At 28.5% G+C, this 20980-nt stretch carries 23 protein-coding genes; 18 read left to right on the top strand and 5 right to left on the bottom strand.

Annotated features, from left to right (window positions below):
* Positions 1–33 precede the first annotated feature (33 nt).
* From NNC19_RS17740 to NNC19_RS17730, 3 genes are all read left to right on the top strand, one after another.
* Positions 34–708 carry a hypothetical protein gene (locus tag NNC19_RS17740; RefSeq protein WP_310940019.1) on the top strand — a complete coding sequence of 225 codons (675 nt, stop codon included), beginning with the start codon at positions 34–36 and terminating at the stop codon, positions 706–708.
* Between the two features lie 258 nt (positions 709–966).
* Positions 967–1476: a prepilin peptidase gene (locus tag NNC19_RS17735; protein WP_310940018.1), complete on the top strand. Its 510-nt coding sequence runs from the start codon at positions 967–969 to the stop codon at positions 1474–1476.
* Between the two features lie 110 nt (positions 1477–1586).
* Positions 1587–2888, top strand: a complete 1302-nt coding sequence (locus NNC19_RS17730) for a folylpolyglutamate synthase/dihydrofolate synthase family protein (protein ID WP_310940017.1) — start codon at positions 1587–1589, stop codon at positions 2886–2888.
* Between the two features lie 134 nt (positions 2889–3022).
* On the opposite strand, the gene NNC19_RS17725 is transcribed toward NNC19_RS17730, so the two are convergent.
* Positions 3023–3274, bottom strand: a complete 252-nt coding sequence (locus NNC19_RS17725; RefSeq protein ID WP_310940016.1) for a TIGR03905 family TSCPD domain-containing protein — start codon at positions 3272–3274, stop codon at positions 3023–3025.
* A 151-nt stretch (positions 3275–3425) separates the two neighbouring features.
* Here NNC19_RS17725 and NNC19_RS17720 point away from each other — a divergent pair, with 151 nt between their 5' ends.
* Positions 3426–4337, top strand: coding sequence for a YncE family protein (locus NNC19_RS17720; protein WP_310940015.1), 912 nt, complete (start codon positions 3426–3428; stop codon positions 4335–4337).
* Here the strand turns inward: NNC19_RS17720 and NNC19_RS17715 are convergent.
* Complete coding sequence (locus NNC19_RS17715) at positions 4294–4839, bottom strand: DUF4364 family protein (RefSeq protein ID WP_310940014.1); 546 nt, start codon at positions 4837–4839, stop codon at positions 4294–4296. The two genes, NNC19_RS17720 and NNC19_RS17715, sit on opposite strands and share 44 nt — an antisense overlap.
* Positions 4840–4942: 103 nt before the next feature.
* Here NNC19_RS17715 and NNC19_RS17710 point away from each other — a divergent pair, with 103 nt between their 5' ends.
* Both NNC19_RS17710 and NNC19_RS17705 read left to right on the top strand, forming a co-directional pair.
* On the top strand, positions 4943–5701 hold the full coding sequence (locus NNC19_RS17710) for a polysaccharide deacetylase family protein (protein WP_310940013.1): 759 nt from the start codon (positions 4943–4945) through the stop codon (positions 5699–5701).
* A gap of 112 nt (positions 5702–5813) precedes the next feature.
* Positions 5814–6470, top strand: a complete 657-nt coding sequence (locus NNC19_RS17705; protein ID WP_310940012.1) for a single-stranded DNA-binding protein — start codon at positions 5814–5816, stop codon at positions 6468–6470.
* A 118-nt stretch (positions 6471–6588) separates the two neighbouring features.
* Here NNC19_RS17705 and dapD read toward each other — a convergent pair whose 3' ends face one another.
* From dapD to dapA, 3 genes are all read right to left on the bottom strand, one after another.
* Positions 6589–7299 carry a 2,3,4,5-tetrahydropyridine-2,6-dicarboxylate N-acetyltransferase gene (gene dapD / locus NNC19_RS17700; protein WP_310940011.1) on the bottom strand — a complete coding sequence of 237 codons (711 nt, stop codon included), beginning with the start codon at positions 7297–7299 and terminating at the stop codon, positions 6589–6591.
* 219 nt (positions 7300–7518) lie between these two features.
* Positions 7519–8271, bottom strand: coding sequence for a 4-hydroxy-tetrahydrodipicolinate reductase (gene dapB, locus NNC19_RS17695; protein WP_310940010.1), 753 nt, complete (start codon positions 8269–8271; stop codon positions 7519–7521).
* Between the two features lie 10 nt (positions 8272–8281).
* Positions 8282–9160 (bottom strand): 4-hydroxy-tetrahydrodipicolinate synthase, encoded by an 879-nt coding sequence (dapA, locus tag NNC19_RS17690; RefSeq protein ID WP_310940008.1) that lies wholly within the window; start codon positions 9158–9160, stop codon positions 8282–8284.
* A gap of 361 nt (positions 9161–9521) precedes the next feature.
* Between dapA and NNC19_RS17685 the strand changes: the two genes are divergently transcribed.
* From NNC19_RS17685 to NNC19_RS17630, 12 genes are all read left to right on the top strand, one after another.
* Complete coding sequence (locus NNC19_RS17685; RefSeq protein WP_310940007.1) at positions 9522–9782, top strand: small, acid-soluble spore protein, alpha/beta type; 261 nt, start codon at positions 9522–9524, stop codon at positions 9780–9782.
* Between the two features lie 56 nt (positions 9783–9838).
* Positions 9839–10585: a class I SAM-dependent methyltransferase gene (locus NNC19_RS17680; protein WP_310940006.1), complete on the top strand. Its 747-nt coding sequence runs from the start codon at positions 9839–9841 to the stop codon at positions 10583–10585.
* Between the two features lies 1 nt (position 10586).
* On the top strand, positions 10587–11471 hold the full coding sequence (gene hslO, locus NNC19_RS17675; protein WP_310940005.1) for an Hsp33 family molecular chaperone HslO: 885 nt from the start codon (positions 10587–10589) through the stop codon (positions 11469–11471).
* A 336-nt stretch (positions 11472–11807) separates the two neighbouring features.
* Positions 11808–12440: an accessory gene regulator B family protein gene (locus tag NNC19_RS17670; protein WP_310940004.1), complete on the top strand. Its 633-nt coding sequence runs from the start codon at positions 11808–11810 to the stop codon at positions 12438–12440.
* Positions 12412–12564 carry a hypothetical protein gene (locus tag NNC19_RS17665; protein ID WP_310940003.1) on the top strand — a complete coding sequence of 51 codons (153 nt, stop codon included), beginning with the start codon at positions 12412–12414 and terminating at the stop codon, positions 12562–12564. Before NNC19_RS17670 ends, NNC19_RS17665 begins: the two co-directional genes overlap by 29 nt.
* A gap of 50 nt (positions 12565–12614) precedes the next feature.
* The gene (locus NNC19_RS17660; protein ID WP_310940002.1) at positions 12615–13919 is read left to right on the top strand and encodes a GHKL domain-containing protein; all 1305 of its coding nucleotides are present in this window, start codon (positions 12615–12617) and stop codon (positions 13917–13919) included.
* 12 nt (positions 13920–13931) lie between these two features.
* Positions 13932–14669 (top strand): LytTR family DNA-binding domain-containing protein, encoded by a 738-nt coding sequence (locus NNC19_RS17655; protein ID WP_310940001.1) that lies wholly within the window; start codon positions 13932–13934, stop codon positions 14667–14669.
* A gap of 307 nt (positions 14670–14976) precedes the next feature.
* On the top strand, positions 14977–15903 hold the full coding sequence (locus tag NNC19_RS17650) for an ABC transporter permease (protein ID WP_310940000.1): 927 nt from the start codon (positions 14977–14979) through the stop codon (positions 15901–15903).
* Between the two features lie 18 nt (positions 15904–15921).
* The gene (locus NNC19_RS17645; RefSeq protein WP_310939999.1) at positions 15922–16863 is read left to right on the top strand and encodes an ABC transporter permease; all 942 of its coding nucleotides are present in this window, start codon (positions 15922–15924) and stop codon (positions 16861–16863) included.
* Between the two features lie 20 nt (positions 16864–16883).
* Positions 16884–17891, top strand: coding sequence for an ABC transporter ATP-binding protein (locus NNC19_RS17640; RefSeq protein WP_310939998.1), 1008 nt, complete (start codon positions 16884–16886; stop codon positions 17889–17891).
* Entirely contained in the window at positions 17891–18865 is a 975-nt protein-coding gene (locus NNC19_RS17635) for a dipeptide ABC transporter ATP-binding protein (RefSeq protein WP_310939997.1), read from the top strand. Before NNC19_RS17640 ends, NNC19_RS17635 begins: the two co-directional genes overlap by 1 nt.
* A 73-nt stretch (positions 18866–18938) precedes the next feature.
* A complete protein-coding gene (locus NNC19_RS17630) occupies positions 18939–20582 on the top strand; it encodes a peptide ABC transporter substrate-binding protein (protein WP_310939996.1) in 1644 nt (547 codons plus the stop codon).
* Positions 20583–20980 lie beyond the last annotated feature (398 nt).

Below are 20980 nucleotides of genomic sequence, written 5' to 3'. Positions count from 1 at the left end.
TTTAAGACGATATATGAATGGGAATAGGGTGTAATGGTGAATAGACGAAGAATTATAACAGTAATGATGTCGTTAGTATTAGCATTTGGCATGGTAGGATGTAATGATAGTGATTCCTTATCGGCAAAAGCTACTGCAGAGACAAAGGATGGTTTTAAGAAGATTGAAAACACAGAAAAAAGTGTATTTGAATTAGGAGAAAAGCAAACTAAAGAGATTAAAGAAATCCTTGATAAGTATCAAGTAAAAAATACATATAATAGAGATAAAGTTGATGCTCCAGTAATTATAGCAAAGGACAAAGATGATTGTTCATTTGAAGGGGCAAGAGGTTATAATATAGCAACAGCAAAGTATATTTCAGTAAATGATGGTGGAGAGCATGAGTATCAGATACGATACAATGCATTAATTGATATAGCAAACAATAGTACTCCACGTTATTCATATCAAATTATAGTTGGATATTCTGAAAAAGAAAAATTTGAATTAGAAAACTTTAAGATGTTTAAAGATTTAGTACAAGAAGTTCAAGGGAATGAGTATGATTTTGCTACATTAGAGAGTTCTATAAAAAAACTTGAAAAAAAGAAAAAGAGTGAAGTAGCCAATGATGCAGGATCGTTCCATGAAGTTATTGAAAGTGATGAAAACATATTTGGTGATAAGTCACAAAATATAGTGCTTACTTTTTCTTTAAGAGAGTAATATTGAGATTTTGGCAGAAAGAGGTGATATAGAAGCCAAAAGTTATGGACAACCTTTAAATAGAATCAATACTATTTATAAGTTACAATCTTAGGGATTTTGTTATTATATTATTTTATTAGGTATATTAGTATCTTTTTTATTTTTAGGAATTATTGAATTATTTTATATTTAAAACTTTGAAAAGAGAAATAAATACCTTTTTATCATTTATTTAATAATGTGTATCATGTATACACACTAAATTAGGAGGGAATTATGGAGATTATTTTGAAAGCAATTTTAGCTGCATTTTTAGTAATATGTTTTGTTACAGATCTTAAAAAAGATAAGATATACAATTGGGTAGTGTCAATTTTTATTATAATAGGTATAGCCCTGCATTTTTCACAAGGAAAATTTAGTGGTAATTTAAGTTGTGTAGTAGGAGGATTTGTACCTGTACTATTATTTGCACCATTTTTTATTATGAAAATGATTGATGCAAGAGAAATAAAAGTATTATCAGTAATAGGTTTTTTAATGGGAATACGTTATTCGCTTAACGCTATACTATATTCTATTATTGCATCTATAGTTATATATTTGATAATAGTTGTTATAAAAAAGAAGAAAACAAGTTCTGCTGAATCTTCAAAAAATATTTTACTAAGTAAAAATCTTTTGAATTATATGGGAGGACATGGAAAATTTCCTTTTGTAACAGGAGTGTTTTTGGGAAGTGTTTTACAATTAATTATAAATTACGAATTTATATTTTTTAAATAGTTAATATGAGTTTAAAAGAGGTCAAACGTAAAATATGTACGTTTGACTTATTTTTTTTCTATTTTATAATAATAGAGATATTAATTTAAATAAAGATAGGATGATAATAGATGAATTATAATGAAGCAATGGATTATATACAACGAGTTGGAAATTTTGGTTCAAATTATGGACTTGATAGAACAAATAAATTATTGGAATTACTAGATAGTCCTCAAAAGAAGATAAAGTTTATACATATTGCAGGAACTAATGGAAAAGGGTCTATAACATCTATGGTAACTTCGCTTCTTAGAGGAAAAGGTTATAAGGTTGGTATGTATACATCCCCTTATCTTGAGGAGTTTGAGGAGAGGATACAAATAAATGGAGTGAATATATCAAAAGATATATTAGGAAATCTTATGGACAAAGTTAAATCTGCTGTTGATAAAGTAGTAGAGGATGGATATAGCCATCCAACTGAATTTGAAATAATCACTTGTTTAATGTTTCTATACTTCTATCAAGAAAATGTTGATTATGGAGTTATCGAAGTAGGGCTTGGTGGTAGATTAGATTCTACAAATGTTATTATTCCTATAGTTAGTATTATAGCTTCCATTAGTTTTGATCATACAAATCTTTTAGGTAACACTCTTTATGAAATAGCTTCAGAAAAGGCTGGAATAATAAAAAAGAATGTGCCAGTTGTAGTTTATCCTCAAGAAAAGGAAGCATATAAAGCTATTTGCAATAAAGCAAAAGAAATGGAGTCTGAAATTGTTGATGTGGATTTTAATAATGGAGAATTGTTAGATATATTATATGAAGATAGAATTTATCAATATGTAAAAGTTAATTTTGCAGGTAGAATTGTTAATTTAAAATTGCCTTTGCTTGGAACACATCAAATAAATAATCTTTTAGTTGCACTTAAATCATATGAAATCATTTGTAAAAAAGAAAATCTAGAAATAGTAGAAGATGAAGTGAAATCATCAATAGCCAGTGTGAAATGGATTGGAAGGCTGGAAGTAATGAATAGGAATCCTTTGATAGTAATAGATGGAGCACATAATATTCAAGGAATAAAGGGGCTTGCTGCTAATGTTAGGGAATATTTTAAATATAAAAATATATATTTGCTTTTAGGTATACTAGCAGATAAACAGGTTGAAGATATGGTGAAAGAAATAACTCCTATGGCAAAGAAGGTATATGCACTTACACCGCATAGTGATAGGGCAGAATTAGCTTCAGATCTTAAAAAAGTGATTGATAAGTACAATAATGACTGTATAGCAATAGAAAGCTACAGTGAAGCTTTAGACCTTGCGATAAAGGAAGTAGATAAAGATGATTTAATTCTTATTAGTGGTTCTCTTTATATGATTGGGGATATGAGAAAGATAATAAAAAAGTTATTATGAGAATATATATGGTAATATTCTTCTCCATATATATGGTTTTATGGTAATATTCTGAAGAATATGTTGATGGAATGTAGGCTTAATGAAAAATTGAGAAAGTAGAATGAAGGTTATCCATTCTACTTTCTCAATTTTTAATTATTTTCAATTCTCCACTCTTTTAAAGCTTTTGCCAATTGATCAGGGCAAGAAGTTCCTTTTCCTTTGCAATCAATTCCTTCTAGTTTATCTATAGCATCATCAACATTCATACCTCTAATTAATGCTGATATACCTTGCAAATTACCAGAGCACCCCCTAATGAAGTTTACTTCCTTAATTATATTATCTTCAACTTCAAAGTTAATTTCTGTGGAACATGTCCCTTTTGTCTTATAAGTATACATAATCAGCTCTCCTTTATTTATCTAATAGCAATTATATTATAATCTTATATACAAAATAAATAAAGTAAAATATTTGTTGAAAGTTGTGCCATTAACTATGGTTTCACATATATTATAAGTACAAAAAGGTTTTCCTAAAGGGGGTTAAAAGATGGAGTATATTATAACATGTAATACAGCTGGAGATACATTAAGTAAAATAAGCTTAGATGATTATTCAGTAGAAAATTTACCCTTAGAATTAGGAGAAAAACCTGTTGGGCCTCATGGGGTTGATTATTATAATGGCAATATAATTACTGCTAATAATTACAGTAATAGTATATCTATATTTAGTTTGTTAGAAAATAGAGAATTAAATAATATATACGTTGGTGCTCATCCAAATGATGTTAAAGTGTATAAGGGCAAGGCGTATGTCATTTGTGGTGAGTCTGATTCTTTAGTTATAATAGATTTGAATAAAAGAAGCATGATATTTGAAATATATCTTGGAGCAGGTTCATTTCCACATAATATAGAAATATATCATGAAAAAGCTATTGCATATGTTAGTAATATGGAATCACATTCCGTATCTGTTATAGATTGCTTAAATAATAAAATTATAAAGAATATCAAATCTCCAGAGTATCCAACAAAGATTTTACTATCTAAGGATAAGAAAAAATTGTACCTTTGTGAAAGTTACCAGGGAATGGATATAGATGGATATATATCTGTAATTTCTACAGAAAGTAATGAAGTAATTAAGCGTATAAAAGTTGGAGGAACTCCTGTAGACGTTTTTGAAGAAGATGAGAGGCTTTATATAACAGATTTTGCTGAAGGATATTTAAGTATAATAGATTTAAATAAGGGTAGGGAAGTTAAGAAGATTTTTGTAGGTGGAATGCCTAGAGGGATTATAAAATATAAGGAAGATATTTTTATTGGAAATAATATGACTGGTAAAGTGACAAAACTTAATTTAAAGGAGAGGATAATAAAAAACATAACAGTAGGCAAGGAGCCTAATGCTATGATTCTTGTTGATTATCCTCAGAGAATAATAGATTTATAATCTTATTATATAAATCTGAAGGATTCTCTTGCCATTTTGAGCAAAGGGATACAGCCTGTTTTCTTGTAGGAACTGATAATTTTAATTCCATAAGTGTTAAGTTATCTTCAAGTGCTTTAAGGTCAACTAAAAAAGTATCATTTTTAGCTATAGTATAATCACTTTGAATAGTTAGTTCTTTTTTGATTAAATCAATTTTATCTTTTATATAGTTATTGAGCATAGTTATTTTAGAAGGAGAAATTCTGTCATTAAATAAGGATAGAACATTTTCTCCTTTTTCAGTTAAAGTTAAAAGTTTTTTATCATTTATATTCTCATAAGAGATGAAATTTGATGATTCAAGCTCACTGATATATTGTTGAAGTGTAAAATAATTTATAAAGTTATTTTCAAGAACAATTTCTGTAAGCTGTGTGTTGGATATAGGCGTCTTTAGCTCATTTAATATATATAGTAGTAATAATTTATTTTCAGCTAGTTCTGCTGAGTTTTCAAACATAAAATAACCTCCATTTCCTATGAAAGTATACTAAATTATTATATCATAAAAACAATATAAGTGAATATAAATTTAAATAGAGAAAGACTAGGAGTTTTAAGAGGTGAAATGGCGATGTATTAGAACATGTTTGTCTATACTGCTAATATTTATGTTAATAGGTACATCCTATTTGGCTAAAGGTATAAATATTAAAGTTTTAAATGAAGGATATGAACTTCCTATATTTTCAGTAGAAAAAGAAGAAAAAGTTGTGTCTATAAGCTTTGATGTAAATTGGGCAGAGCAGGATTATCTAAATAGCATATTAGATATTTTAGATAAATATAATGTAAAAGCAACATTTTTCATAATGGGAGGGTGGGCAAATTACAGTGAAGAAAACTTGACAAAACTAAAGTTAATTCATGAAAGAGGTCATGAAATCGGAAATCATAGTTATAAACATCCTATGTTTAGCTGTATTTCAGAATCTAGGATGATAGAAGAACTAAAAAAAACAGATGAAATCATAGAAAATACTATAGGTGAAAAGCCAAAACTTTTTAGATTTCCAAGTGGAGACTACAATAAAAGAGCTTGCAAAGTAGTTAATGATGCAGGATACATACCAATTCAATGGGATGTAGACTCAGTTGATTGGAAAGAGCAAGGGGCTGAAGTGGAATATAATAGAGTAAAAAATAATATCAAACCAGGATCTATTGTACTTTTTCATAATAATGCTAAATATACTCCAAATAATCTAGATAAAATTCTTCAAGAATTAAGAGCAAATGGGTATAATTTTCAAACTGTAGGTCAATTAATTTGGAAAGAAAATTATTATATAGATGAAAATGGAACACAACATAGAAAATAATTCTAATTTATATTGAAAAGTCATGTTAAAATGTATTATAATGGAAATATGTACTTGTGGGGGTCTTCTTTATTTTGAATTAAGTTATTACTAAGGGAGAGAGGGGTTACAAATGGATAATTTAATGTTAAATAACAAAATATACCTTGAAGGAAAGGTAGCGTCTGAATTAGAATTCAGTCATGAAATGTATGGGGAAGGCTTTTATAGCTTTAATATTGAGGTTATGAGGTTAAGTGATTCTGTAGATTACTTGAATATTACAGTGTCAGAAAGGCTATTAAGCGAGTTAGATTTAACTATTGGAAATGAAATAATTGTGGAAGGACAATTAAGATCATATAATAAGTTTATGGATGGATCTAATAAACTTATATTAACAGTTTTTGCAAGAAACATAGAACCATGCATTGAAAGAAGCAAAAATCCAAATGAAATATATTTAGATGGATTTATATGTAAAGAACCTGTGTACAGGACAACCCCATTTGGAAGGGAAATAGCTGATGTTTTATTAGCAGTTAATAGAGCTTATAATAAATCAGATTATATTCCAACTATTGCTTGGGGAAGAAATTCTAGATTTTGTCAAACTTTAAGTGTTGGAGATAATATAAGGGTTTGGGGAAGATTACAAAGTAGGGAATATCAAAAAAAGGTTTCAGAAACTGAAAGTGTGAAAAAGATTGCATATGAAGTTTCTATCTCTAAAATGGAGAGAGTTTCGAAAGACGAGGCATCATCACAAGATGAAGCTGGTGCAGTATAAAAATGCTATTATAAATTAATTAAACTTAAACTTAAACTAAATAAAATGAAGTATATGAACCACATAAGAATAAATTTTTAAATTTTAAAAGCAGCTATTTATAGCTGCTTTTTATGTATCAATCTCTTAAGTCATTTAGTTGTTCAGTTTTAAATCTAGTTTGTGCATCAACTTTTTTTATTATTTTAGCAGGAACACCTGCAACTAGCATTCCAGGAGGGACATCTTTTGTAACTACAGCACCAGCAGCAACTACAGAATTAGTGCCTATTTTTACGCCTTCTAATATAACAGCATTAGCTCCTATCATAACGTCATCACATATGATGCATGGAGAAAGGCTAGGGGGTTCTAATACTCCAGCTATAACAGCTCCAGCACCAACATGAACTCTGTTACCTATTTTGCCTCTAGCACCAACCACAGCATTCATATCTATCATTGAGTTTTCGCCTATCTCTGCACCAATATTAATAACAGCTCCCATCATAATAACGGCATTACGACCTATCTTTACAAAATTTCTGATAATTGCACCAGGTTCTATTCGAGCCTCTAATTCTAATAAGTCAAGCATTGGAATGGCAGAATTTCTTCTATCATTTTCAATGCGAAAATGTTTGATTAAATGTTTATTATTTAAAATAATATTAGTTATTATATTACATTCGCCTATTAAAATATAAAAATCTTTTGAACCATACCATTCAGTTTGACTTAAATTAGCTTTACTTAAATCACCATTTACATAAACTTTAACTGGGGTAGTTTTTTTTGACTCTTTAATATATTTTGCAAGTTCAAAAGGATCTGATAAATTATGATCCATAATAAGGCCTCCATAATTACTTCTCTATATATAATTATGTTTGTCATCTGAAAATTTGCAAAAAATATGAGAAATAGTTAATTAATTTAATAAAGAGCCACCTAAAGTTGGTAGCTCTTAACTAATTCATATGAATTACTTTTGAATCATTATCTTTTAACTTATATATATAATTTTTAGTTTATTAATTAGTAAGTGAGCTGATTACATTTTTGTATATTATAATCCTATAACATTATTCATGTCATATAGTCCAGGATTTTTAATAGTACTCATATATTCACAAGCTTTAAGAGCTCCTACAGCAAAAACTTCTCTTGATATAGCTTTATGGGTTAATTCAATAACTTCTCCAGTACCAGCGAAAATTACATCATGATCACCAACTATAGACCCACCTCTTACAGCATGGATTCCTATTTCATTTTGTTCTCTTTTTGAATTTCCTTCTCTTCCACAAACATATTTTGTTTCTTCAGATAATGAATTTTTTATTGTATCAGCTAAAAGTATAGCAGTACCACTTGGAGAATCAACTTTTTGGTTATGATGTTTTTCTACTATTTCTATATCATAATTTCCATATAATAATGGAGCTACTTTTTTTAGAAGTGAATTAATTAAATTAATCCCTAATGACATATTAGCAGACCTAAATAAAGGTAAAGATTTACTTTTCTCATAAATTAAATCTAAATCTTCTTTAGAAAATCCTGTTGAGCAGATTACTAATGGCTTTTTGGTTTTTTCTGTTAAAGTTATAATATCAGCTAAGGCATCAGCTCTTGAGAAATCCAAAAGAACGTCATAGTCTATATTAACATCTTTTGTTGTATTAAATATAGGATATCCTAACTCAGCAGGAAATCTATCTATTCCAGCAACAATTTCTAAATTACTGAACTGTTTTGCTGTTTCGCTTATCATTTTACCCATTTTTCCAGAGCAGCCGTTTAAAATTATTTTAATCATATGTCTCTCCTTATATTAACTTGTATTTATTTAAAGTATTTTTCAATTTTTCTTCATTGTTAGTATCCATGTCATATAGTGGAAGTCTAACAGGACCTACTTCTTTTCCCATCATATTAAGTGCTACCTTAACAGGGATTGGACTAGTTTCTATGAATAATGTATTAGCTAAATCAAGATTTTCTAATTGAAGATCTAATGCTTTTTGTATATTTCCATCTAAATATGATCTTGTCATTTCATGAACAGCCTTTGGAATGATATTAGCAAGAACTGAAATTACTCCTTTACCTCCAAGAGACATAATAGGTACTATTTGATCATCGTTTCCAGAATATATATCTATAGAATCTTTGCATAATGCTTTCATTTTAGCTATTTGACTTATATTGCCACTAGCTTCTTTTATTGCAACAATATTAGATAGTTTTGAAATTTCTACTAGATTATTTGGAGTAATATTAATTCCTGTTCTACCAGGTACATTGTAAACTATTATTGGAGTATTGACAGCTTCATTTATAGCTTCAAAATGCTTAAATAATCCTTTTGAATTTGTTTTGTTATAATAAGGAGTAATAACAAGAAGACCATCAACACCAACACTTTCAGCATATTTACTCATTTCTATAGCTGATAATGTATTGTTAGAACCTGTTCCAGCTATCACTGGAATTCTTTTGTTTATAACATCAACGGTAAATTTAATAGTTTCTTTCTTTTCTTCGTCAGTCATAGTAGTTGCTTCTCCAGTTGTTCCACAAATTACTATTGCATCGGTACCTTCTTTAACGTGCCAGTTTAATAATTCTTCTAATTTTTTGTAATTTACTCCCTCTTCAGTGAAAGGGGTGACTATTGCTACACCTGAACCTTCAAATATTGACATTTAAAATCCTCCATTCTATTTACTTTTTATTAAATTCAGCAATTTGAACTCTATTTAATTCCTCAACATTATCATATACAACAAAAGCTTTAGTGATACTTATTAAGTTGAAATATAGGATGTTCAAATTCATTATTGAATTCTAATTTATATATATATTGTAATATGAATTCTGCATTGATTAAAAATTATTCATTGTGAATTCTAAATTACAATATTTATACATAATTAAATATAGAGAAATATAGTTTAAATATCAAGAGATATGAAAAATATTTTAAATTTTGTGTGATTAAATTATAGCATATAATGAAACTTTAATGGTAATAATAGACTTGTAAAGATATAAGGAGGGAGAAAATTGGGAAATACACCATTAAAAAAGATTATTAAGGCAAAAATTAAAGGAAATAAAGAACTGACACAAGAAGAAAAAATTAGAGAAAAGATAAAATATGAAATTGCTGAAGAATTAGGATTAAGAGATAAAGTTGATAGTCTTGGGTGGAGTGGACTTACAGCAGAGGAAACAGGGAGGATAGGGGGAATAATGACTAGAAGGAAAAAAGAACTTCATATTCCAACTAATGATGAAATACTTGGGAGAAAAAAAATTGACTAAAATTAAGATAAGCTTTAATATAGTTTAGAGTAATTAATTAATAACGGGGGAAAAATATGGCATATGGAGAATTTGCAAAGATTTATGATGAGCTAATATATGAAGATATAAATTATGATGATATAGCTAGTAGATTAATAAATCTTATGGAAAAACATAAAGCAAAATATGAAGATTATTTGGATTTAGCTTGTGGTACAGGGAATGTAGTTGTTAAGTTAGCTAAGAAATTTAAAAATACTTATGCTGTAGATTTATCAGAGGACATGTTAAGGGAAACTTATGATAAATTTAAATCAAATAGGATAAAAGGAAAGATAGTGTGTCAGGATATGACAGAACTGTCGTTAAATCATAGATTTGATGTGATAAGTTGTGTATTGGATTCAACTAATTATATAACTGAGGATGAAGATTTAGAATGTTATTTTAAATCAGTTTATGAACATTTAAAAGATGATGGGATATTTTTCTTTGATATAAATTCATATTATAAACTTACTAATATATTAGGAAATAATATTTATGTCTATAATGAAGATAAAGTTTTCTATTCATGGGAAAATGTTTTAGAAGATGATATAGTTAATATGTTTTTAACTTTCTTTGTTAAAGAAGGGGAATTGTATGAAAAATTTGAGGAAGAACATTTAGAAAGAGCATATAAAGAAACATTTATAGAAAGTATGTTGGAGAAGTGTGGATTCAATATATTGGATAAATTTAATGGGTATGAAGATAAAGAGGTAACAAAAGAAAGTGAAAGAATTTTATACGTTGTAGCTAAGAAGATGGAGGTATAGTATGAAGGATAAGATAGTAAGAGGAACAGCAAAGGATGGTATGATTCGTGTAATAGGTGGAATAACAACAGAACTAGTAAATGATGGAACAAGCGTACATGATTGTACACCTGTAGCTGCTGCAGCACTTGGAAGAATGTTAACAGCAGGAGCATTAATGGGAACAACCTTAAAATCAGAGAAAGAAGTAATTACATTAAAGATAAATGGAAATGGAGAAGCAAAAGGGATAACTGTTACAGCACATTCAGATGCTTCTGTAAAAGGATTTATAGGAAATCCTTTAGTGAATCTACCACTTAATAATAATGGGAAATTAGATGTGGGGGGAATTATTGGAACTGATGGTACACTATATGTAATTAAAGACTTAGGTCTTAAAGAACCATATGTAGGACAAGTACCTATTCAAACAGGAGAAATAGCAGAAGATATTACATATTATTATACAGTTTCAGAACAAACACCATCTGCAGTATCATTAGGTGTATTAGTAGATAAAGATTTATCTATTAAATCTGCTGGTGGATTTATTATACAAATGATGCCAGGTGCTGATCCGTTGCTTGCGGATATTTTAATGTATAGATTAGAAGAAATTCCTTCAATAACAACTATGATTAATGAGGGAAAAACAATTGAAGAAATATTAGAATATATTTTTGATGGAATGGATTTAAAACTTGAAGATGCTAATGAACCTAAATATTTTTGTGATTGTTCAAGAGAAAGAATAGAAAGAGCATTGATAAGCATTGGTGAGAAGGATCTTAAAGAAATATATGATGATGGTAAGGAAGAAGAGGTAGTGTGCCATTTTTGTAATAAGAAATATAAGTTTTCTAATGAAGAAATAGGAAGTTTATTAGAAAAGGCAAAAAGATAACACAAATTTAATAAAAAATGATTTGTATATATGGAATGGAAATTGACAATTTGTTAAAAAATATATGTTAAAGATTACTATAGAGATTATAAAATGAATTAAAAATTTAACCAAAATTTAAATTATTAATTCTTGTTCATAATTTCTATAGTTCTTTTTATTTTTATGATACAAAATGAAACGTTAAAAGATAAAAAAACGGAAAAATAAATCGTATTTTGCCAAATATTCAAATCTAGATGAATAGATATAAAAATGTATAAATTAGTAGAAATTGACTGAATATATATGAATATGTATAATATACATATAGTAGCAAAATAAGAAGGCGATAATATGAAGGAATTAATAAATGAAAAAACTATTCCTGAGTTAATATGCAAAAAAATATTAAAAATAGTTGGACAAACTAAAGTAATATCAGATTTAGAGAAAAAAAAATTATCATACTATATTTGTGCTTTGTATGTAAATACAACCAAAATAATGATTTTGTTAGCAATTGCTTTAATATTGAAGGTATTTTGGGAAGTTATAATTATGTGGTGTTTTTTTGCACTAATTAGAAGAACAGCATTTGGAATACATTCTTCAAGTAGCTTTAATTGTACTATTGTAACTGTATTGATTTTTGCTGGAGGAGGCTTAATAAGTAAATATGTTAATTTCCCAATACATATATATTTTATATTGAATTTTATATCTTTTGTGGTTTATGTTATTTATGCACCAGCTGATACAGAATCAAGGCCTTTAGTAGGAAAGAAAATGCGAAAGAAATTTAAAAACAAAACTATATTAACTTTTATAGTTTTATTTCTATTAGTTACAATTTTAAATATTTATCAAATTAAGATTCTATTTGCTATATCTGCATTTGCAGAAGCAATTAGCATATTACCTATAACATATAGAATATTTAAAAGGAGGTACAAGAATTATGAGTATTTTAAAGAAAATAGGAAGTAGATGTGCAGAGGAGGTATTTAATATTGCAATGTCAAAATATAAAGCAACAAATGGAACAATGTGCTTATATTACACTTATTATGAACCAGAATTTATTGAGGAATTAATTGCAGATGAGGAATAGCATATATCATAAATTCTCCATATATCTTAAAGAGGGAAAGGAAAAATATTATGATATTTATTAGTGCATTTATAGGTTATATTGCTATGATGTTATCTATTAAAGAATTAAAGCTTGTTAGCCCATTTGATAAGAAAATGTGGTTTAAAATATTTGCAATAGGATTATTATGTTGTGGGATATCTTTAATGTATAGAGAGATATCTACAATATTGTTGTTACTTTCAATACTAATTATTTTAGTATGGGGAAAAAATGGAATTATAAATTCTTTAATATCAGAAACGATAGCAATGTTTATAGCATTTTTATTGGATTTATTAGTATCTCCATTATTTATTAAAGTAGTAAATAATGAGGTTTTGTTTGGGGATAAGGAGCAGCTTGTTGTTGCAATAATAAATTCTTTATTAGCTGTTATAATTAGCAAATGTATTAATTATGTGTTAGAAAAAATGAAAAGAACACTGAAAAACATTGGACATATTAAAGATATAATAGATATGAAAAAATGTTCAACAATCATATTTTGTATTATTATTTTATTCATATTTATTTTAAATATTTATGCCACAAGGGGTGTTAATAATAAAGCAGATTTTGTATATTTAAGTGTAATTATTTCAATAAGCTATTTTGTAGTTTTTGGAGTAATTGCAATTATAATATATAAAAATTTAAAAAATGAGGTCTTAGCAGATGCAAAAGAAAGACAGTTAAAAGATGTTAGAGAATATAGTGAAAACTTAGAAATTCTCTATAATGATATGAGGAAATTTAAACATGATTATGTAAATATATTGTCCTCTATGGCAGGGTATATAGAAGATACAGATATGAGTGGATTAAGGGATTATTTCGAAAAAAAAATAGTTCCCTTAGGGACAGACATAAATGAGAAAAATTCTAGAATAGGATTGTTACATAATATCAATATAAAAGAAATTAAGGGAGTGGTATTAACTAAAGTTTTAAGAGCACAGGAACTTAATATAAATGTATATATTGATATTTCAGAGGAAATTAATTCTATAAATATTGATATAGTAGATTTAAGTAGATGTATTGGAATTTTATTAGACAATGCAATAGAATCAGCTATAAATTGTATAAATGGTGAAATTAAAATTGGATTTATCAAGAAAAATAATTCTATAGTAATGGCTATAATGAATTCGATAGAGAATGATATTCCACCTATATATAAGATATATGAGAAAGGTTTTTCTACAAAAGGAGATAATAGGGGTATAGGGTTAAGTAATCTAAGGGAGATATTATCCAAATATTCACATATTACTATTGATACAATTATAGAAGAAAATGAGTTTAAGCAAATTCTAGAGATATGTTAGAAAGGTATAAATATGTTAAAGGTATATATAATAGAAGATGAAGTAAGCCAAAGAGAAAGAATGTCCAGTTTTGTGAGACACACTATAAAAGATTTGTCCTTAGATATGGAATTGGCTTTAAGTACAGATAAGGTTAAAGATTTAATCTGTAGTATAGAAGGAAAAGGTAAAACAGGATTATACTTCATTGATATTGAATTGGGACAAGACATTCATGGATTAGAACTAGCTCAAATTATAAGAAAGCATGATAGGAATGGATTTATTATATTTGTTACAACTCATAGTGAACTAAGTGTTTTAACTTTTCAATATAAAATTGATGCCATGGATTTTATAGTCAAGGATGACATAAATATTATGTATGATAGACTGAGGGCATGTTTAATTAAGGCCAATTCGCTTAAAGAAGAAGTTGATAAAAAGAGTGATAAAATAATTTCAATAGATATTGGAAAGAAAACAGTATGCTTTGATAAGGAGAAAATAATATTTTTTCAACTTGATGAAAAGTCTAAAAAAATATTATTACATGGGGTTAACAGACAAGTTGAATTTAATGGAAATATAAAAGAGTTAGAAAATAGAGTGGGAAATAGTTTTTTTATGATTAATAGTAAAGCATTGATAAATTTAAAATATATAAAAACAGTAAATAAAAATAAAAGATATGTGCTAATGGATAATGGAGAAAAATGCAAAATAGGATTTGGGAAAATGTCTAAAATATTTAGATTATTTGAAAATTAAGGTGTTTGTCACTTTAATTTTTTTGTTTTTTATGGAGGAAAAGTTTAGATTCTTATCTAGTATAAAGTGAATTTTAAAAGTGATATTTTATCAATATTATTTTCGTAAATTTGAAAATTAAGAAAACAGGAAGCTGAAATCGTATCCATGGAGAAGAAAAATTTTTGAATTTATAATTATAAATAAATATTAAAATATTTGTTAATATGTTTAAAAAAATATGAGTTTATTTGACAAATTGACATAAGGATATATAATTGTATTAAAGACATGTGTATCTATATTAAGGAATAAGGGAGAGATGAAGTTGTTAAGGTACATTTTTAAAAGACTTCTTACAGGTATAATTACTATTTGGGCAGTTATTACACTGACATTTTTTCTTGTAAGATTAATGCCAGGAGGACCATTTGATGGGGACAAGATAACTCCTGAAATAAAAGCAAACTTAGAGGCGAAGTATGGATTGGATAAGTCACTAGGTGAACAGTATAAAATGTATATGACCAATCTTTTAAAAGGAGATTTGGGTGAATCTATGAAGTTTAGGGGAAGAGAAGTAAGTACAACAATTGAAAAGACATTCCCTAAATCAGCTAAATTAGGTTCAGTTGCAGTTGTAATGGCAGTTATTGTAGGTGTTAGTTTGGGTGTTGTTTCAGCTCTAAAGGCTAATAAATGGCCAGATAGAGTTTGTATGTTTTTAGCGACCCTTGGAATAACAATACCCAGTTTTGTTATGAGTGCATTGCTTATATACTTCTTAGCAAGTAAGTTACATTTACTACCAACTACAGGATTTAGTACACCACTACATTTAATTATGCCATCTATAGCATTGGCAGCAAGTTCAACATCATTTATTACAAGACTTACTAGAAGTAAGTTAATTGATGTCTTAAAGTCGGATTATATAAGAACAGCTAAGGCTAAAGGGTTAAGTGGAAGAACTGTTGTATTTAAACATGCATTGAGAAATTCATTAATTCCAGTTATAACTTATCTTGGACCATTAATAGCTGGTGTTTTGACAGGAAGTTTCGTAGTAGAAAGTATATTTGCTATTCCAGGACTTGGAAGTGAGTTTGTTTCTACAGTTACAAATAGAGATTATTCAGCATTATTAGGAGTATTAGTATTTTATAGTACTTTAATAGTAGTATGTAATATATTAGTTGATATTATGTATGTAATAGTAGACCCAAGAATTAAATTAGAAAAGGCAGAAGTATAAGGGAGGAATAAAAACAAAATGGAAAATTATAAAGATTTAGACAAAAGCTTGTTTACTCCTTTAAGTGCTGAAGAGAAAAAGTTTGAACAAGTAGTAAGACCAAGCGTTGGATATTGGAAAGATGCATGGAGGAGATTAAGAAGCAATAAGGTGGCAATAGCTTCACTAATTGTAGTTATTTTATGCATTATTGCAGCAATAGTTGTGCCTTTAGTATCATCATATAATTATGTGGACAATGATTTAACAAACACTAATGCAAATCCAGGGGGAGGACATTTATTTGGTACTGATGCTTTAGGTAGAGATTTATTTGTAAGAGTAATGTACGGTGCTAGATATTCCTTATTAATTGGTGTTGCTGCGGCAATAATAAATCTTGTAATAGGTGTTTTGTATGGAGGAATTGCAGGATTTTTAGGTGGAAAAATTGATAATATAATGATGAGAATAGTAGATATATTATATTCAATACCAACTATTATTTATGTAATATTATTAATGGCATTTTTCACAAGTAAAGATGGCGGAAGTGGTGTTTGGAATATAATTATAGCACTTTCTATATCTTATTGGGTTGGTATGGCAAGAATAGTTAGAGGTGATATACTTCAACTAAAAGAACAAGACTTTGTATTAGCAGCAAAATCATTAGGTGCTTCTAAAATGAGAATATTGATAAGACACTTAATACCAAACTGTATAAGTTCAATAGTTGTTACTATGACTTTATTAATTCCGGAAGCTATATTTACTGAGGCGTTTTTAAGCTTTTTAGGACTTGGAATTAATGCTCCATTAGCATCACTTGGAACATTATGTAATGATGCTATGAAGGCTATATATGTACATCCATATCAATTATTTTTCCCAGCAGCAGCTATATGTATTATAATACTATCATTTAACTTGCTTGGAGATGGGCTTACTGAAGCTTTAGATCCTAAGAATCAAAGATAGAGTAGGGAGGAAAGATAATTATGGACAAATTGTTAGAAGTAAAAGGTCTAAAGACTTCCTTTGATACTCATATTGGGGAAGTAAAAGCTGTAAGAGGTACGAATATTTATTTAAATAAAGGGGAAGCTATTGGTATAGTTGGTGAATCTGGTTGTGGTAAATCAGTTAGCATGATGAGTATAATGAAATTACTTGGAAGCAATGGTAAAATTGTTGATGGTGAAATTATATTCGATGGAAAAGATATAACTAAATTTACTGAAAAACAAATGGAAGCAATAAGAGGAAATAAAATAGGAATGATATTTCAAGATCCTATGACATCTCTTAATCCAGTTTTAACAATAGGTGACCAATTAACAGAATCTTTAATTAAACATAAAGGTATTAGCAAAAAAGAAGCTATTGATGAAGCTATAAAAATGCTTTCATTAGTAGGAATACCAAGCCCAGAAAAAAGAATAAAACAATATCCTCATGAATTTTCAGGTGGTATGAGACAAAGAGTAATGATAGCTATGAGTTTGATTTGTAAACCAGAACTTATCATAGCAGATGAACCAACTACTGCTTTGGATGTTACAATCCAAGCCCAAATTCTTGACTTGATGAAAGATTTAAAGGATAGATTGAATACTGCTATCATTCTTATAACACACGATTTAGGTGTTGTGGCTGACCTTTGTACTAGAATATATGTAATGTATGGTGGACTTGTAGTAGAAGAAGGAACTGATGAAGATATATTCTATAGAGGAAAACATCCATATACATGGGGACTATTAAGGTCTGTTCCTAATCCAAAGAGTGATTTGAAAGAAAAACTTATACCAATTGATGGTCAACCACCAGATTTATTTAAACCTCCTGTAGGATGTCCATTTGCAGATAGATGTGATCATACTATGAAAATATGTATGGAAAAACAACCACCTCTATTTGAAATAGAAAAAGGGCATAAGGCAGCTTGTTGGTTATGCCATGAAAATGCACCAAAGGTAGAGTCAACATTGGGAGGTAATAAGTAATGGAAAATAAAGAGGTTGTTTTAGAGGTAAAGAATTTATGCAAATACTTTAATGTTAATAAGGGATTATTTAGCCCGAAAAGTTATGTAAAAGCGGTAGATGATGTTTCATTTACTATAAATAAGGGAGAAACTTTAGGGCTTGTTGGTGAGTCAGGTTGTGGTAAGACTACTACTGGTAGAACAGTACTTAAACTTTACGAACCAACTTCAGGACAAATTATATTTAAAGGAAAAGATGTTACAAAACTTTCTGAAAAAGAAATGGTTCCTTTAAGAAGAAATATGCAGATGATTTTCCAAGATCCTTATGCATCCTTAAATCCAAGAATGACTGTAGGAGATATAATTGGAGAAGCTATAGATATTCATAAATTACACACAGGAAAAGCAAGAGAAGATAGAATTAGATATTTACTTGATAAGGTAGGATTAAACGGTTCACATATTAATAGATATCCTCATGAATTCTCAGGAGGACAAAGACAAAGAATTGGTATTGCAAGAGCACTTGCAGTTGAACCTGATTTAATAGTTTGTGATGAACCAATTTCAGCTCTAGATGTATCAATTCAAGCTCAAGTTATAAACATGCTTGAAGAACTTCAAGAAGAACTTGGACTAACATATTTATTTATTGCACATGATTTATCTATGGTTAAACATATTTCTACTCATATAGGAGTTATGTATTTAGGTAAATTAGTAGAAAAGGGTACTAGTGATGAAGTTTATACTAATCCTATGCATCCTTATACTAAAGCTTTATTGTCAGCGGTTCCAATCCCTGATCCTAAAGAAGCTAAGAGCAATAAGCGAATAATTTTAGAAGGAGATATTCCTTCACCAATAGACCCGCCAAAGGGATGCAGATTTAAGGGCAGGTGCAAATACGCAACTGATATCTGTAGCCAAGAAGATCCTGTTATGAGAGAAATTGAAAAAGGTCATTTTGTGGCGTGTCATAATTTGTAAGATTGTTATATAAAACATAAGATAACTATATATAAAAACATAGGATAATATCTATTAAGGGGGACAAAAGAATATGCAAAAGATTAAGATGAAAAAGCTATGTGCTATAACTTTAGCATTAGCTTTAGGAGTAACAACACTCGTAGGGTGTGGAGGAAAAGATAGTAAGAGTGGTACTAAACAAGAAATGATTCATAATCTAGGAGCAGAAGTAAAAACTATTGATCCAGCATTAAATAATGCAGTAGATGCTTCTATTATAATAGCAAATGCGTTTGAAGGGCTTTACAGAACAGATAAAGGAGATAAAGCTGAACCAGGGGCAGCAAAAAGTGCTGATATTTCTTCAGATGGATTAACTTATACATTCCATTTAAGAGAAGATGCTAAATGGTCAGATGGTCAACAAGTTACAGCAAAGGACTTTGCTTATGCTTGGAAGAGAGCATTAGATCCTAAAACAGCAGCAGATTATGCTTATCAATTATATTATATTAAGGGAGCAGAAGAGTATAATACAGGAAAAGGGTCAGTAGATGCGTTAGGCATTAAAGTTGTTGATGATTTAACATTAGAAGTAACATTAACTAAGCCAACAGCTTACTTTTTAGAGTTAACAGCTTTTCCTACTTATATGCCATTAAGAGAAGATGTTGTATCTGCTCACCCAGATAGTTGGACTTCAGAACCTTCTACTTATGTATCTAATGGGGCATTTAAATTGTCAGAATATAACATGAAAGATTCTTATGTATTTGTTAAAAATGACAATTACTATGATAAAGATAATGTTAAATTAGATAAATTGACATTTAAGATGATAACAGATGAAACTTCTGCATATGCAGCATTGAAAAATGGAGAACTTACTTCAATTGATGTTGTACCAACTGCAGAAATTGAAAGTGGTAAGCAATCAGGATTAGTTCAAGTTTACTCAAGCTTAGGAACATACTATTATTGCTTGAATGTTAACAATAATACAAATAAGCTTCCTGCAGATGTAAAAGCAGCTTTGAGTAATAAAGATGTAAGACACGCGCTTAGTCTTGCAATTGATAGACAAAAGTTAGTCAAAGAAGTAACTAAGGGTGGTCAAGAACCTGCTTTCTCATTTGTACCTAAGGGAATAACAATTGAAGGTGAAGATTTTGCTAGTAAGCAATATTGGGATCCAACAAAAGTTGATGTTGAAGGTGCTAAAAAGTTATTAACTCAAGCTGGATATCCAGATGGGCAAGGGCTTCCTACTTTTGAATTGAGCTACAATAGTAATGAAGGCAATAAGCTAGTAGCTGAAGCTATCCAACAAATGTGGGCACAAATTGGTGTTAAAGTTAACTTAAAGAATGAAGAATGGTCAGTGTTCCAAGACTCAAGAAAAAATGGAAACTATGAAATTGCAAGACATGGTTGGTATGGGGACTATGCTGATCCAATGACATTCTTAGACTTATTAATGACTGGTGGCGGAAATAATGATTCTAAGTTTGCTAATGCTAAGTATGATGAATTAGTTAAAAAAGCTCAAGTTGAGACTAATGCAAAAACTAGAGCTGGATATTTAAAGCAAGCAGAAGATATATTAATGGATGAAATGCCAATTATTCCATTATATTATTACACTTCAGTTAAAGGTGTTGATTCAAAGGTGAAAGATATAAGAGTATCACCTCTTGGTCAAATATATTTCACTAAGGCTTATATGGCACAATAACATTTGTAATTAAATTTTAAAGCTGTATTAAACTGAACGTTTTTGTTTAGTTTAATACAGTTTGTTTTTTTGATAAATAAATAATTTTACTAATATTTTTTATATAAAGGTTTCAAATTAGAAAAATATATTTTTTAAATTATTGATTTTATAAATTAGTTTGAATTGATTATTTTTTTAATAATATGAAGTTTATTTAAAAAAATATTAATAATATTAATTATATTTTGTTATTATTATTAATAAAATATAAGATTAATCTTAATTCAATTTGTTTCAATATTTTGATTTCTGATTCTGTTAAGTAATTGTTAATTTTTATAAGTACATTAACCAAGAGATATAAAGGGATGTATAGAAAATATAAAATTTTTATTAAGAGTAAATTAAAATTAGAT

Source organism: Clostridium sp. SHJSY1 (genome assembly GCF_031626875.1).
In the GTDB taxonomy this organism is placed as follows: Bacteria; Bacillota; Clostridia; order Clostridiales; family Clostridiaceae; genus Clostridium.
This window is presented reverse-complemented; position numbering and strand designations above follow the sequence as displayed.

Bases quoted from the DNA above. Each gene is read 5' to 3' on its own strand.
- NNC19_RS17640 (WP_310939998.1), top strand. From the start codon at position 16,884: ATGGACAAATTGTTAGAAGTAAAAGGTCTAAAGACTTCCTTTGATACT.
- NNC19_RS17660 (WP_310940002.1), top strand. From the start codon at position 12,615: ATGATATTTATTAGTGCATTTATAGGTTATATTGCTATGATGTTATCT.
- NNC19_RS17680 (WP_310940006.1), top strand. From the start codon at position 9,839: ATGGCATATGGAGAATTTGCAAAGATTTATGATGAGCTAATATATGAA.
- NNC19_RS17725 (WP_310940016.1), bottom strand. From the start codon at position 3,274: ATGTATACTTATAAGACAAAAGGGACATGTTCCACAGAAATTAACTTT.
- dapD (WP_310940011.1), bottom strand. From the start codon at position 7,299: ATGGATCATAATTTATCAGATCCTTTTGAACTTGCAAAATATATTAAA.
- NNC19_RS17670 (WP_310940004.1), top strand. From the start codon at position 11,808: ATGAAGGAATTAATAAATGAAAAAACTATTCCTGAGTTAATATGCAAA.
- dapA (WP_310940008.1), bottom strand. From the start codon at position 9,160: ATGTCAATATTTGAAGGTTCAGGTGTAGCAATAGTCACCCCTTTCACT.
- NNC19_RS17730 (WP_310940017.1), top strand. From the start codon at position 1,587: ATGAATTATAATGAAGCAATGGATTATATACAACGAGTTGGAAATTTT.
- NNC19_RS17715 (WP_310940014.1), bottom strand. From the start codon at position 4,839: ATGTTTGAAAACTCAGCAGAACTAGCTGAAAATAAATTATTACTACTA.
- NNC19_RS17645 (WP_310939999.1), top strand. From the start codon at position 15,922: ATGGAAAATTATAAAGATTTAGACAAAAGCTTGTTTACTCCTTTAAGT.
- NNC19_RS17655 (WP_310940001.1), top strand. From the start codon at position 13,932: ATGTTAAAGGTATATATAATAGAAGATGAAGTAAGCCAAAGAGAAAGA.
- NNC19_RS17705 (WP_310940012.1), top strand. From the start codon at position 5,814: ATGGATAATTTAATGTTAAATAACAAAATATACCTTGAAGGAAAGGTA.
- NNC19_RS17630 (WP_310939996.1), top strand. From the start codon at position 18,939: ATGCAAAAGATTAAGATGAAAAAGCTATGTGCTATAACTTTAGCATTA.
- NNC19_RS17635 (WP_310939997.1), top strand. From the start codon at position 17,891: ATGGAAAATAAAGAGGTTGTTTTAGAGGTAAAGAATTTATGCAAATAC.
- NNC19_RS17735 (WP_310940018.1), top strand. From the start codon at position 967: ATGGAGATTATTTTGAAAGCAATTTTAGCTGCATTTTTAGTAATATGT.
- NNC19_RS17665 (WP_310940003.1), top strand. From the start codon at position 12,412: ATGAGTATTTTAAAGAAAATAGGAAGTAGATGTGCAGAGGAGGTATTT.
- NNC19_RS17720 (WP_310940015.1), top strand. From the start codon at position 3,426: ATGGAGTATATTATAACATGTAATACAGCTGGAGATACATTAAGTAAA.
- hslO (WP_310940005.1), top strand. From the start codon at position 10,587: ATGAAGGATAAGATAGTAAGAGGAACAGCAAAGGATGGTATGATTCGT.
- NNC19_RS17740 (WP_310940019.1), top strand. From the start codon at position 34: ATGGTGAATAGACGAAGAATTATAACAGTAATGATGTCGTTAGTATTA.
- dapB (WP_310940010.1), bottom strand. From the start codon at position 8,271: ATGATTAAAATAATTTTAAACGGCTGCTCTGGAAAAATGGGTAAAATG.